Source organism: Loigolactobacillus binensis (genome assembly GCF_005405165.1).
Taxonomy (GTDB): domain Bacteria; phylum Bacillota; class Bacilli; order Lactobacillales; family Lactobacillaceae; genus Loigolactobacillus; species Loigolactobacillus binensis.
On record NZ_BJDN01000031.1, the window covers coordinates 16472 to 31366 of the forward strand.

At 43.9% G+C, this 14895-nt stretch carries 10 protein-coding genes and 1 pseudogene; 1 reads left to right on the forward strand and 10 read right to left on the reverse strand.

Annotated elements, in window-relative coordinates; translation table 11 throughout:
* Nucleotides 1-391: 391 nt before the first annotated feature.
* The 10 genes from FFM78_RS11655 to pcrA all read right to left on the reverse strand — a co-directional run bounded on the left by FFM78_RS11655 (nt 392) and on the right by pcrA (nt 14335).
* Nucleotides 392-583, reverse strand: coding sequence for a hypothetical protein (locus FFM78_RS11655; RefSeq protein ID WP_137638593.1), 192 nt, complete (start codon nt 581-583; stop codon nt 392-394).
* A gap of 119 nt (nt 584-702) precedes the next feature.
* The gene (gene rlmD / locus FFM78_RS11660; RefSeq protein ID WP_137638594.1) at nt 703-2067 is read right to left on the reverse strand and encodes a 23S rRNA (uracil(1939)-C(5))-methyltransferase RlmD; all 1365 of its coding nucleotides are present in this window, start codon (nt 2065-2067) and stop codon (nt 703-705) included.
* 230 nt (nt 2068-2297) lie between these two features.
* Nucleotides 2298-3278 (reverse strand): diacylglycerol kinase, encoded by a 981-nt coding sequence (locus FFM78_RS11665; protein WP_137638595.1) that lies wholly within the window; start codon nt 3276-3278, stop codon nt 2298-2300.
* Nucleotides 3279-3409: 131 nt separating this feature from the next.
* The gene (gatB, locus tag FFM78_RS11670; RefSeq protein WP_137638596.1) at nt 3410-4840 is read right to left on the reverse strand and encodes an Asp-tRNA(Asn)/Glu-tRNA(Gln) amidotransferase subunit GatB; all 1431 of its coding nucleotides are present in this window, start codon (nt 4838-4840) and stop codon (nt 3410-3412) included.
* A complete protein-coding gene (gene gatA, locus FFM78_RS11675) occupies nt 4840-6303 on the reverse strand; it encodes an Asp-tRNA(Asn)/Glu-tRNA(Gln) amidotransferase subunit GatA (protein ID WP_137638597.1) in 1464 nt (487 codons plus the stop codon). The genes gatB and gatA overlap by 1 nt, the downstream gene beginning before the upstream one ends.
* Complete coding sequence (gene gatC / locus FFM78_RS11680; RefSeq protein ID WP_137638598.1) at nt 6300-6614, reverse strand: Asp-tRNA(Asn)/Glu-tRNA(Gln) amidotransferase subunit GatC; 315 nt, start codon at nt 6612-6614, stop codon at nt 6300-6302. Before gatC ends, gatA begins: the two co-directional genes overlap by 4 nt.
* Nucleotides 6615-6907: 293 nt before the next feature.
* A complete protein-coding gene (locus FFM78_RS11685; RefSeq protein WP_137638599.1) occupies nt 6908-8203 on the reverse strand; it encodes a cation:dicarboxylate symporter family transporter in 1296 nt (431 codons plus the stop codon).
* A gap of 193 nt (nt 8204-8396) precedes the next feature.
* Entirely contained in the window at nt 8397-9539 is a 1143-nt protein-coding gene (locus tag FFM78_RS11690) for a CamS family sex pheromone protein (RefSeq protein WP_137638600.1), read from the reverse strand.
* Nucleotides 9540-9968: 429 nt separating this feature from the next.
* Nucleotides 9969-12005: an NAD-dependent DNA ligase LigA gene (gene ligA, locus FFM78_RS11695; RefSeq protein WP_137638601.1), complete on the reverse strand. Its 2037-nt coding sequence runs from the start codon at nt 12003-12005 to the stop codon at nt 9969-9971.
* 53 nt (nt 12006-12058) lie between these two features.
* Nucleotides 12059-14335: a DNA helicase PcrA gene (gene pcrA / locus FFM78_RS11700; protein ID WP_137638602.1), complete on the reverse strand. Its 2277-nt coding sequence runs from the start codon at nt 14333-14335 to the stop codon at nt 12059-12061.
* 363 nt (nt 14336-14698) lie between these two features.
* On the opposite strand from pcrA, the pseudogene FFM78_RS14035 reads away from it, so the two are divergent.
* Nucleotides 14699-14895 (forward strand): annotated as a pseudogene (locus FFM78_RS14035) (ISL3 family transposase); the annotation flags it as partial.

A 14895-nucleotide genomic window follows, 5' to 3' on the forward strand; every position in this document is an offset into this window, starting at 1 on the left:
GTCCTAAAGTGGTACTTGACATTTAATGACGTAGGTTATTGATTTTCAGTAGTATTGCTGACTTCTATTAGCTATTTGATGAATTATAAGTTCCCTGGCTCAAAGAAGATTTAGTAAATTTAACAATCATGTATCTCGAATCCAAGCAAAAACAACCTTATAATTGGAAGAAGGGCATGCTTATTAAATTTGAAATAAGTTTGAAGGTAACGCAAAAGTCGTTATTGGTCATAATTGGATTTATGGTACTACTATTAAAACTATTTTATTAATCAGCTATCATCTTTCTATTTGATCTTTTCCGGGACCTTATAATAAATGGTTCGGCAAGCTACCGAATCCTTATTAGCACTGACCCCCCTGCCATAATGGTAGGGGGGTTATCTATTATCTATCCTAACCGCTTGACCTCCGCCATCAGCAAATCAGTGATGCCTTCTTGAGAGCCGGCACGCTTATATTCTAAAATAGCCAGCCTTAATTCCTGCAAATCCGGTTGGGCCAATTGCTGTAGCTGTTTTAATTGGCCAGGTTCTACGATTAGTCTACTAGGCCGGCTAGCCTGATAAACGGTGCGGTCCATCGCAACCAAATTGATTCGCTGAGTAAGAAAAATACCCTGTCGTCATAGTAAAAAAAGCAGGGCCAATAGGGTTCTGCTTTCCTAAATCATACTATTAAGTTTCAACCTAAACGAAGCTTTTAGTTCAAGGTCAACGCAGTCACCGACTCAATGTGCTGTGTCAATGGGAACATATCCACTGGTTGGGTTTTCTCGGCATGATAACCAAATTCTTGCAGTAGCGCAATATCACGACCAAGCGTTGCTGGATTACAGCTAACATAAACGATCCGTTTTGGTTTCATAACGCCAACGGCTTCGACAAAAGTGCTAGCTAAGCCTTTGCGTGGTGGATCAACGACTAAGACATCAGCTTCTAGACCATCATCACGCCATTCTTGCATGACTTTTTCAGCTAAACCTAGTTGGAATTTCACGTTGTGGATGCCGTTATGCTTGGCGTTACGTTTGGCATCAGCGACGGCGGCTTCGGTGACTTCAACCCCATAGACGTACTTGGCGTGTTTAGCCAACGACAACGAGATCGTGCCAATTCCAGAATAAGCGTCGATCACCGTTTCTTTACCGGTTAAATGGGCAGCGTCAATGGCCGTTTGGTAAAGTTTCTCTGTTTGTAATGGGTTGACTTGATAAAAAGACAACGCCGACACGTCAAAAGTATGGCCAAGAATCTCATCATGAATATATGTTTTGCCATATAATTTTTTAACGGTACGGCCAAGAACGACGTTCGTTGGCTTCGGCACAACGCTTTGCATGATGCTGACAACACGTGGTAACTTGGTGACAATTCCACTAATGATATTTTGTAGCTGGGGAATTTCCTTGGTTCGGGTGATCAAAACGATCATCATTTCATGACTGAAATGCCCGCGGCGAACCATAATATTGCGCATGATACCACGATTACGTGCTTCATCATAAGCAGGTACGTGATATTGGCGTAAAAGATCGCGCACGATCACAATGGCACGGTCGATTTCTGGATCTTGAATGTAGAAATCTTCCAAGGGGATCAATTGATGACTGCGTTTCCGGTAAAAGCCAGTTTCTAGTTGACCATTGACTTGGCGCACTGGAATTTGGGCCTTATTACGATAACCTTTAGGATCAGCCATGCCGATTGTTGGTAAAACTTCGATAGCCAAATGATTTTTTTGAAACACGTTCCGTAACTGCTGCTGTTTAAACTTCAATTGGGCAGCATAACTTAAGTGCCCCAAAGGTGCGATTCCTGACTGCATATAGGCTTTGTTAGGCAATTCTACCCGGTCAGGACTATCCGTTAATCGTTCTAATACGCGGGCATAACCGTAATTTTTGCCCACTTTGGTCACGACAAGCTTTACCTCTTCACTAGGTAAAGCATCTTCAATAAACAATGGATAATCCGCTACTTTAGCAACCCCCATGCCCTCATAAGTTAGGTCAATGATTGTTGCGGTGAGCTCTTCATTTTTTGTTACTGGTGCGATAAATTTCATTTTTTCTCCTTGTAAGCGTGCTTTCAAAAAACGTCCAGATATAAGTGTTACCCGCGACCTCTGCATAATTTAATTCAGCGATTGCGGCTAAGCAGAAAATTGGCCGTTTAAAATATATTTCAGACGTCAACCGAACATAAAAAAATACTGTTCTCTATTCTAACGGAGAACAGTATTTTTAGCAAGTTAGCGTAACGTAGCTTGCCGTTTATACACGCTTAATACGTTTTTTATACTTTACTTTTTGGTTTCACCGGTGTTTCTGGTATACCAACAGCATCTTCAACCGCTAGTGCTGTTTTTGGCATTGCGTCAACGTCAGCAAAAATTTCTAAATGTTGCTTTAGATTAGTGAAAGTCATCGGCGCTGTGCCGCCAAATTCACCGTCCAAATTGATCTTCATTTCTGCACCATTCATGGTTTTGGCAACTAACTTATGGGTTTTAATGTAAACTACCCGGGGATCGTTTAAGTGTTTGCCATTGATGGCCAACGTGATCAAGCGAACCAATTCGGCTAGGTTCGCGGTTTTAACGATGATCAACGAGAAACGGCCGTCTCCTAGCGTAATGTCCGGTGCCACCTTTTCAAAACCACCAACGGAATTAGTCAAACCGAGCAAAAACATGGAAGCATCACCTTTAAATTCGCCATCATCATAAACTAAATGCATTGGTACTGGCTTAATTTGCGGCAACATCCGGGCACCTTCAAGTAAATACGCTAGATAACCAAAAATTGATTTGGTTTCTGAGGGTACCCCGTAAGTGAGTTCAGTTAAGAAGCCCCCACCGGCGATGTTCATGAAATATTCTTCGTCGGCGCGACCGATATCCATTTTGATCGTTCGTTGTTTCAAAACGATTTTAGCGGCTTCCACCGGATCATCCCGGGGAATTTTCAGTGCCCGTGCGTAATCGTTAGTGGTTCCCGCCGGAATGATCGCCATTTTCGGTCGCTTTTTTAAGCCTGCCAAGCCGTTGACGACCTGATTGATCGTACCATCACCGCCAGCTGCCACCACCAAGCTAAAACCTGCTTGGGCTGCGCGGGTGGCTTCATTTTGCGCAGAAAGTGGCTCCGGCGTGGTTGCATAGGCGCTAGTTTCATAGCCGGCCTGTTCAAAGATCGCCAAAATATCGACCATACTTTGCTTCAGGCCCTCATGACCAGCCTTAGGATTATAAATAATACGCGCCCGCTGCTGCATGGGAAAACCTCCTTTTAATGTGTTCAAATAGCTATGACGCGCGGGACAAAAGTCCTAGTCACCTACTGATTTTGAACACGATTCTAGCATGTAGGTCAAAACGATTTTAGGCCCACACGCTACTGTTTAACTTAGCGTTTTTTCAATTCTTGGATCAGCAACTGATTAACGACCTTAGGATTAGCTTGGCCGTGCGTTTGCTTCATGATTTGACCAACTAAGAAACCGATCGCACGATCCTTACCATTTTTAAAGTCAGTGATCGATTGTTGGTTATTATCCAAAATTTCCGTGATCATTGGTAATAATTTAGCTGGATCAGATAATTGAACTAAGCCCTTGGCTTCAACCCATTGCTTAGGTTCAGTACCTTTAGTAATGATTTCCTTGAAAACTTTCTTAGCGATCTTCGAAGAGATCGTACCGTCCGTGATCAAGCTGATCATCGTGGCCAAGTTAGTCGGTGTCAAAGCCGTACCCGCTAACTCTAATTTTTCGGCATTCAGGTACGCGCTAACTTCGCCTTGTAACCAGTTAGCCGCTAATTTAGCGTCAGCACCGGCCGCAACGGTAGCTTCAAAGAAGTCAGCCATTTCCAAACTTTGCGTCAAAACTGCAGCATCAGCAGCACTTAGGCCAAGTTCTTTGCTGTAACGTTGCCGCCGCGCCGCTGGCATTTCTGGAATCGAACGCCGTACTTCTGCGATCCAATCATCGCTAATGTGGATCGGTGGAATATCTGGTTCGGGGAAATAACGATAATCATCGGAGCCTTCCTTGACCCGCTGTAAAACAGTTTCGCCGGTGTTTTCATTGTAGCCCCGAGTTTCTTGGCGAATCGTGCCACCAGATAACAAGATCTGTGCTTGGCGCTTTTCTTCGTATTCCAAACCCTTACGTAAGTAATTAAAGGAGTTGATGTTCTTTAATTCAGTTTTAGTCCCATATTCCTTTTGACCAACTGGCCGAATCGAAATATTGGCGTCGACCCGTAAAGAACCTTCTTCCATTTTAACGTCGGACACGCCGCTAAATTGAATGACTTGCCGCAGAGTTTCCAAATATTGATACGCTTCTTCAGGCGAAGCCATATCAGGTTTTGAGACAATTTCGATCAATGGTGTGCCTTGGCGGTTTAGATCGACGTAAGAATTTTGGCCGCGATGGGTATTTTTACCGGCATCTTCTTCCAAATGTAATTCTTCGATGCCAATTTTTTTAGTCGCGCCATTTTCTAATTCAACTTCCACCCAGCCATCATGGCCGATCGGTTGTTCAAACTGCGTGATCTGATAAGCCTTAGGATTATCTGGATAGAAATAGTTTTTCCGATCAAAATGATTCTCTTTGGCAATCGTGGCGTTTAAAGCCAATGCCGCGCGCATCCCATATTCCAACGCACCCTTATTGACGCTAGGCAGTACACCTGGATAGCCCCAATCGATCACGTTAGTGTTCATATTCGGGGTATCGCCAAATTCGTTGGCCGATGGACTAAACATTTTTGATTTTGTTTTTAATTCAACATGGACTTCAAGTCCGATAGTCGTTTCAAAGTTCACTAGTCGTTACCCCCTAACGTTGGGACTTGTTTGTGGAAATCAGTTGCCTGTTCAAAGGCATAACCAGCTTGATACAGTGTCGTTTCGTCAAATGACTTACCGATCAACTGCATGCCGATCGGTAAACCGTTGGCAAAGCCGGCTGGTAAGGATAGACCAGGTAGACCAGCAAGGTTCACCGGCACACTTAAAACGTCACCTGCATACATGGTCAACGGATCAGTAACATCTTCGCCGATACCATAAGCAGTGGTTGGCGCAACTGGGCCTAAGATCAAATCATGGTCTTTAAAAATATTAGCAAAGTCTTGACGCATCAAGGTCCGTACCTGAGCGGCCTTTTTGAAATAGGCATCGTAATAACCTGCAGACAAGGAATACATACCTAGCATGATCCGCCGTTTAACTTCAGGACCAAAACCCTGTGTCCGTGAATGTACATAAACATCATCTAAGTTTTTAGCATCTTGAGCCCGGACACCATAACGGATACCGTCAAAACGTTGTAAGTTAGAAGAAGCTTCTGAACTGGAAATAATATAGTAAGCAGCCACACCATATTTAGAGTGTGGTAAAGATACTTCGTCCACCGTTGCACCTAATTCACGGTACTTAGCAGCTGCAGCTAAAATAGCATCCTTAACTTCTTGTTGCACACCTGCGCCTAAATATTCTTTCGGTAGGCCGATCCGCAGCCCTTTAACACCGGCATCTAATTTAGCGGTGAAGTCAGCCTCATGGCCACCCACAGAGGTACCATCACGTTTATCTTCACCAACCAACACATTTAATAAAGCCGCGTTGTCTTTTACACTGCGGGAGAACGGGCCGATTTGATCCAAACTTGACCCAAAAGCGATCAAGCCCCACCGGGAAATGCGACCATAAGTTGGTTTCATACCGACAACGCCGGTAAATGAAGCAGGCTGCCGAATTGAACCACCTGTATCGGAACCCAACGCAAACGGCACCATCCCTGCGGAAACCGCCGCCGCCGAGCCACCAGAAGAACCGCCAGGCACTTTAGTGGTGTCCCAAGGATTTTTAGTGACTTTGAAGGCTGAATTTTCGGTTGAACCACCCATAGCAAATTCATCCATGTTAGTTTTACCGATAACAACTAAATCGTTAGCATGTACTTTTTCCATCACAGTTGCGTCATAAACCGGCGTAAAGTTTTCCAGAATTTTGCTGGCCGCAGTGGTTCGTAAATTCTTGGTCATAATATTATCCTTGATGGCGATGGGAATACCGGCTAATAAGTTGGTTGCATCAATGCCTTTTTCGTCAATCGCTTTAGCAGTTGCCAAGGCATTCTCTTCATCCAACGTTAAAAAAGCCCCGATTTTTTGATCCGTTGCCTTTAGCGCTTCAATTGTTTGTTTAGTCAATTCATAACTGGTCAATTCGTGATTAACTAATTGGTTATGGATCGTGGTCAAATCATTGTCAAAGAAGTTCATTCAGCCGAATCCTCCCCATTATTGAAAATCGCAGGTACCTTAATGTAGCCGTCTTCAGTGTCCGGTGCATTATTTAATAATGCTGTCCGTTCTTCTGGATCTGCTGGCGCGGGTACATCATCGCGAACAACATTCACAAGATCGACCACGTGGGTCATCGGTTCAACATCAGTTGTATCAACTTCTTGTAACTGGTTGAACATATTAGTGATCTTGCTCATTTGATCAGTAAACTGGCTTAATTCTTCATCATTAAAAGACAAACGGGCGAGGTTCGCAACGTGACTAACTTGCTCTTTACTAATTGCCAATTCTCTGGCCTCTCTTTCATTTTTTGATTACTTTATTATAGTTTACCGTGAACAGCTTAACCTGAAAAGCCTAATTTTCCTGCAAATTTTTGTTACAGTAAAGGATTAGGTTTGAAAAACTGCAAACGCGGCCACAATGTAATTATTATAGCACGTGCCGCAGCCGATAGCGATTCACGGTGAAAAAAAGAAGCGGTGTTTTACCGCTTCTTTTTCAAAAAAACTAGAACTGTTTTGTAACAATCTTTTAAGCGGTACTTCTCGCCAAACCTGATTTAAAAGTGCAATTATGGTTAATGACTTTTAACTGCTGGCGCGTGTTTGATCGCCGCCAGGTAAGCCTGTTGCTTATTTTCATCAAATTCATGCTCTGATTTGGCAATGATCAGTGCAGCTAGCGAATTGCCGACCACGTTGACGGCAGTGCGGCCCATGTCAACTAAACGATCGATCCCAGCAATAAATGCTAAACCAGATGCAGGCACACCGATCGTGGTGATCGTCGCTAACAAGACGACAAACGAGGCACCTGGCACCCCGGCCATCCCTTTAGAAGTAATCATCAATACCACTAATAAAGTAATCTGTTGGCCGATGCTTAAATGAATATGGTAAGCCTGGGCCAGAAACAAGGCGGCTAACGATTGATAGATCGCTGAACCATCTAAGTTGAAGGTATAGCCGGTGGGAATAACGAAAGAAGCAATCCCTTGGCTAACACCGTAGCGGGGCATTTTCTCCATGATCCGCGGTAAAGCTGCTTCAGAACTAGCAGTTGAAAAAGCTAGAACCATTTCATCCTTGATCACCCTGAGTAAATCAAAAATATTCAGGTGAAACAGCCGTGCCACCAACCCCATTACTACCACCACGAAAACGATCATTGTTGCGTAAGCGATCAATAGGAACAACGCCAGCGGTTTTAATGCGCTGAGCCCGAATTGCGCGATCGTTACACCGATCAGCGCGAAAACACCGATTGGCGCTAACTGCATGATCCAATTAGTCATTTTAAACATGACTTCCGAAGTTGCTTCAAAAAAATCGGTTAACACTTGGCCGCGTTTACCGATGGCCGCAATACCTAAGCCGAACATAACCGTGAAAAAGATGACGGGGATCATATCACCTTTACCTAAAGCGTCAAAAAAATTAGTTGGGACAATATTCATAATAATATCAGCCAAGCCATGATTCGAGGCGGTTTTAGCCGTAGCTGTATATTGACTGATCGAAACCTTGCTCAGCGTTTGAATATTGATCGTATCACCTGGCTTCGTTAAATTACCCACAATCAAACCTAAAGCGATAGCGATCGTCGTCATGATTTCAAAATAAATCAGCGTTTTACCCCCGACACGGCCTAATTTTTTGATATCGCCCATTTTCGCGATCCCTACAACTAAACAGGAAACAACGATCGGCAAGACGATCATTTTGATCAAATTAATGAAAATCGTGCCAATCGGATTCAAAATGGCGATCGCCATTTTATTTTGGTAAAAAAGCGCCCCAACAATTAAACCAAGTACTAAACCGAGCACGATCCGCCAGCCTAAGCTAAGGCGTAAAAGACGTTTTTGCTTCACGTTATGTCCCTCCAGAAATATTCTTAATTAAATCTCATATTCTCAGGTTAAGAAACAACCAATTTTCAGTTTAGCACAACTTCCCCTTAAGAACGAGCTTTCATTCTTTAATTAATGAGTGGACAATGTGAAACCATGTCAGTACTCTAATATTAAAAAAACGCTCCTATTTAAGGGACGTTTAAAGCAACAATCAATAACTACCAAAAACATGGCTATAGAAACTCTTAGAACCGGCCTCACGCGCGATGAAAGCTTGCGTGTCATTAGTCGATTTAACTGTGATCTCAATTGCCGCTTCACTTGGTAAATATTTATTAGCCGCCGTAACCAAATACTGGGTAAAACTCTTAATTTCTGTTTCACTATAAAATTGGGTGTTGATCGTGATGTTCATCCCCGCTAAGTTACCATCTTTATAGTGTGTCTGCGCCGTAACGCCTGACAAATTAGGGAAGAACGACTCAACTTGTGATTTAAAGGTACTAAAGGCCTCCGCATCACTAGAGTTGCCTGACTTAGCACTACCAACAACCGGTAAGGTGTAATTGGCTTCATTAACGTTGTGCCATTCACTGATAGTTTTACTGCCAGCACGACTAATGCCGTACGCAAAGAATGTGCCACCAACTAGGCTATCATTTGTCGCCTGTTTGTATAAAGCAATAACGATCGGCACATTGCCGACACCCTCAGTTTTGCGCATCCGTGCAACTACTTTATTAGCCATCGACTTACCTTCACTAGTCATTTTAGCTTCAGAGATACTAGTTTCATAGGTTGCACCATATTCTTCTTTTTGGTAATAATCGATTTGGTTCATTGCCAACCCGATCGTCATCCCGCCAAGCTTTAAATTACTACCAGATTGCGTCATGTAATCTTGCTCTTCGATTGCCTGTAAATAATCCGGATTACGTTTGGTAGCATCGGTTTGGCCATTGTCCACTGGGTTCAATCCGCTAGTATTACTCTTCGATTTTCGCGCCAACCATTTTTGGGCGGTGGCCTTCTTCAAATACTGTCCTTCTTGGAAAATATAATCATCCGTCGCAAATTGTTTTTGCGAAATGCTTTGCAGACCATTTTCAAAACTCTTTAGGTTATAACCATTAGTATTTTGATCCTGCGTCAATCCGCGGGCCTTGCTGGTTTTATACTTACCGTTTTGAATGACACCTTGATATTCATTATCCGAAGTTTGACCAGTAGTTTGAATTGAACTTTTAGTTTTGGTGCTACTAGTGGTCCCCACACCAGACGAATTTAACCGGCCACATGCAGTTAACAAAATCACACTGACTGCTAAAGCTAAAATTGTGCTAAATCGTTTCACAATGTTTCCTCCACCTGTTCATTATTAAGGATAAGTTTCGTACCGAAACCCTTGATCTTCGCGACGGATGTCCTTCCTCGCTACGTTGCTAAAAACGCAACTAGTCGGACAGGCACCTGTTCATTATTAAGAATAGGTTTCGTACCGAAACCTTCAATCTTCGCGACGGATGTCCTTCCTCGCTACGTTGCTAAAAACGCAACTAGTCGGACAGGCACCTGTTCATTATTAAGGATAAGTTTCGTACCGAAACCTTTGATCTTCGCGACGGATGTCCTTCCTCGCTACGTTGCTAAAAGCGCAACTAGTCGGACAGGCACCTGTTCATTATTGACCATGTCCACATTAACCGTAGTAATATCCACAGTAAAGCATATTTCTAATGACCAAAGCTAATAGCAAAGGTGTACCTTAGAAACCATGATACCGCTAGTCAGTTAAACTCTGCAAGTTTTCTTCCAGAGTTGCCTCGTCCCAGATAGTGATCCCTAATTTTTGTGCTTTGGTGTACTTACTACCGGGATCAGCTCCTGCAACCACAATATCCGTCTTCTTGGAGACACTACTGGTCACTTTAGCACCAAGATCCTCTAGTTGCGTGGTTAGATCAGCTCGTTTATGCCGTTCCAAAGTTCCGGTAAGTACCATCGTTTTACCAGAAAATGGTGTAGTAGCAGCACTAGTCGGTTGCGGGCCTAAATAGCGCATATTCACCCCCGCAGCGCTTAACTGCGTGATCAGCGGGCCGACTTCCGGAGCATCAAAATACGTGCGGACACTATTAGCGATGATTGCTCCCGAAGTCGCGATTGCTTCGATGGCTTCGGCGCTGCTGGCCTGTAAGCTGGCCATATCACCAAAATGTTCGGCCAATGAGCGGGCCATTTTCGCACCAACATGGCGAATACCTAGGCCAGTCAACAGACGCTCCAGCGAATTAGCCTTGCTACGCTCGATCGCTTGTAATAAATTATTAGCCGACTTTTCTTTAAATTTATCTAAAGTTAATAATTGGGCTAAAGTTAACTGATACAGATCAGCAACATCTGTCACCAAACCCCGGGTAAATAACTGTTCCACAATCTGTGGGCCTAAACCAGCGATGTTCATCGCGTTACGCGAAGCAAAGTGGGTCAGCTGCTCCTTGATCTGTGCAGGGCATTTAGGGTTGATACAGCGCAAAGCTACCTCATCTTCCAAGTGGACCAACGGCGACGCACAGGAAGGACAATGGGTCGGTACTGCATAAGGCTGACTATCAGCCGCACGTTTTGCGGTTAAAACGGTGGACACTTCCGGAATGATATCACCGGCTTTGTGGATCAACACAGTATCGTTAAGCCGAATGTCCTTTTGTGCAATTAAATCACCGTTATGCAAAGTAGCCCGCGCAACGGTGGTGCCCGCTAATTGAACAGGATCCATCACCGCAGTTGGCGTCACAACACCAGTTCGGCCCACAGTCCATTCAATGGCATGGATCACCGTTTCGGCTTCCTCAGGCGGAAATTTATACGCAATTTCCCAGCGCGGTACTTTGACAGTATTGCCTAGCTCAGCCTGCAATGCCAAAGAATTAACTTTTAACACGATCCCATCAATATCATAAGCCAATTGATTCCGTTTTTCTTGATATTCTGCAATGAAGGCATTGATCTCTGCTAACGAGTGACAGACTTTAGTGGTTGGATTAACGGCAAAGCCAAGCTCTGCCAAACGTGCCAGTGCTTCGGCCTGCGTGGTAACGTTCAGTGCTGCATAATCGGTCAAAGTATAGATCCAGGTTGCGAGATTCCGGGCTGCAGTCACACGCGAATCCAACTGCCGCAAACTACCGGCCGCAGCATTTCGCGGATTGGCAAACGTTGCCAGCCCATCTGCTTCTCGTTGTTCGTTTAACTTAGCAAAGGAGATCCGCGGCATATAGCACTCGCCCCGAACTTCGATTGATAATGGTTCAGTTAGCTTTTGGGGAATCGACTTAATGGTTTTCAAATTACGCGTGATATCCTCGCCGATCGTACCGTTCCCCCGTGTGGCCCCCCGCACAAAAACACCATCTTCGTACACTAAAGAAATGGCCAGCCCATCGATTTTCAATTCAACGCTATAATCAAAATCTTCCGTCACATTTTTACGTAGGCGCTGGTCAAAATTGGCTAATTCAGCCACGGAAAACACATCACCCATCGACAACATCGGCTGTTCATGGGTAACCTTAGTAAAACCTGGCAGCACCTGACCCCCGACTTGTTGGGTCGGCGAATCACTGGTAACGATCACTGGAAACGCGTGCTCTAATGCCTCTAGATCGCGGTAGTTTTCATCATAAACATGATCTTCGACCAAAGGCTGATCCGCCGTGTAATAGGCCTGACTCCATTGCTCTAAAATATTGCGCAAAGCCAATGCCGCTGCACTCGCTTCTTGCTCTGAATATTGTTCGATTGGTTTTTCTAAAGCCATTGGTTGCCCACCGGAGTTCTTTCCAGCAGGTGCCACCTTCTTTCCTAATATACTTAATCCGTTACTTTAGTGATCGGTGCAAAGGCTGCTAACAAGCGTTTGATGCCTTGGGACTTAAAGGCAATGTCTAGCTCAGCATCAGTGCCATTGCCGCTGACTTTGACCACCGTTCCTTCACCCCATTTTTTATGCGTCACTTTATCCCCAGGTTGCCAAGTTTTATCTTCGGCCCCAGTACTTGGCGAATTAGTCACCGCTTTTGCTGCCGTTCCGCGCCGTGTCTGATAAGTTGTGGCCGTTGCCCGTGCATAATTATTAGCCTGCCGAGCATTACTAAACGGAATATTCCGCTCAGATAAGCTGCCGGCCGTTTTGTTCTCAAATAAAATCAAGTCTTCATCGATCTCGCCAACAAAACGGGATACTGGATTACTTTGCGTGCGACCATATAGCATTCGTGAATAGGCATTGGTCAAATATAACTTTTTCTTAGCCCGCGTGATCCCAACGTAGGCTAGACGTCGCTCTTCTTCCAGCTCATCGTTTTCCAGCAGCGCCCGCGACAATGGAAAAATGCCTTCTTCCATCCCCATCATGAAAACCACCGGAAATTCCAGCCCTTTAGCGGCGTGTAACGTCATTAACGTCACTTCGTTATTCTCTTCTTCAATATCATCTTGTGCCGATACCAAAGCCAGATCAGTTAAGAAATCAACAAAGCGATCACTATCCGCATCATCTTCAGCGACATACCCATCATCGAATTCCTTTGTAACAGAAAGAAATTCTTGAATATTTTCGATCCGGGTTTGCGCTTCTAAGGTTTTTTCTTGCTTTAATGCTGCTAAATAGCCAGTTTGGTCCAGCATTTGGTTAGTCAATTCAGTGACGTCCCACTCAGTCCGCTTATCGCGTAATGCCGTCATGGTAGTCGCAAAACTGCCTAGTGTATGGCGCGCGCGCGTAGCAATACCATTGGCCAGATCCACATTACGCGCTGCTTCTAACAAAGACCAATTATTATAATTGGCGAAATCACGTAGCTTATCCAAAGTTCCATTACCGATTCCTCGTTTAGGACTGTTGACGATCCGTTCAAAATCGATGGAATCTTCTGGATTGACGATCACCCGCAGATATGCCAGCAGATCCTTGATCTCTTTACGGTCATAGAATTTATGACCACCCACCATTTTATAAGGGATATTGGCTTTGACCAAATTTTCTTCGATCGTCCGCGACTGGGCGTTAGTCCGGTATAAAACGGCAAAATCGCCGTACCCAAAATGATTGGCTTGCATCTCTTCTTGAATTTTAGCAACGACAAAACGTGCTTCATCATGCTCATTTTGACCGCGATAATAAGAAATTTTATCGCCGGCCGCGTTTTCAGTCCACAGTTTTTTAGGCTTACGGTAGACGTTGTTGTTGATCACCGCGTTAGCAGCCTGCAAAATAGTCTGTGTCGAACGGTAATTTTGTTCCAACATAACTGTTTTAGCTTCTGGATAATCCTTTTCAAAGTTCATGATATTACTGATATCAGCACCACGCCAGCCATAAATACTCTGATCAGCATCACCGACAACACATAAATTATGGTGTTTTTGGGCCAGTAAATTCACCAACGTATATTGTGCCTGGTTTGTATCCTGATATTCGTCAACATGAATATAGCGAAATTTATCCTGATAATAAGCCAGCGTATCCGGAACGCTGCGGAATAAATCAATGGTGATCATGATCAAGTCATCAAAATCTAAGGCCTGATTAGCTTCTAATTCATTTTGATAAGGTTCGTAACATTTAGCCACAATCTCTTCAAACGGAGATGTGGTAGCAGCGGCGTAATCTTTTGGGGTTTGTAACTTATTCTTCGCGTTGGAGATCTCACCAAGGATCGAACGTGGGGTAAATTTTTTAGGATCAATATTTTGCTGCGTCAAGATCCGGCGCATCAACGTATTTTGTTCACCAGGATCAGCAATGGTAAATGAACGATTATAGTCACCTGCCATTTTATCAATATCCCGGCGTAAAATTCGGACGCACAAAGCGTGGAATGTCGAGACCCACACCGCTTCAGCTCGTTCGTTCAGTAAATTAGCCACCCGTTCGCGCATTTCCTTAGCCGCTTTGTTGGTAAACGTGATCGCTAAAATATGCCACGGTGCGACATCTAAGTCTTCGATCAGGTAGGCAATTCGGTGCGTCACGACCCGTGTTTTACCTGAGCCGGCACCGGCCATGATCAATAATGGCCCTTCCGTCTGCTTAACTGCTTCTTGCTGTTTGTCGTTCATGCCCGTTAACAAATCCGTTGTGGCCATAAATTGTTCGTCCCCCGTTTTTTATTATTATCTATTACAACTGGAAAACGCCAAGTTAAACTAACTCGGCGCCACATCATTCAACTCAACATTATAACAAAAATTCGCTTAAACTTCTCTAAAGAATTGCCTAAATACGAACATAAATTCGTATTAAACATAAAAAGAAACGCGTACCACCAGTCACCAAAGCTACTGACAGTACACGTTAAAAATTTGGTTCTATACTTTTTCCTGTTGATAGCTTACTTAACATGGTAATCTATTAGCAGGATTTTTTAGTGCAAAATAAAAAAGGCCCATAAGCCTCGCACCTAAAAAATCCACCCACTACAGCATCTTTTTTAAAGGACGTGAAAACTTATGGACCCTGTAGATAATAATATAAAATTTGCGCTCAGTATTAAAGACCCAAATGTAGTTTTTTACAAATATAACTATCAAGTGATTAAAGCTAAGCGCGCAAAAGTATATATAGCCACGGTTAAGTTCGACCAGAAACATTGCGCTAACTGTGGCTTTTGCGAGCTAAGTCATAATGGACACTACGTATCACGCGT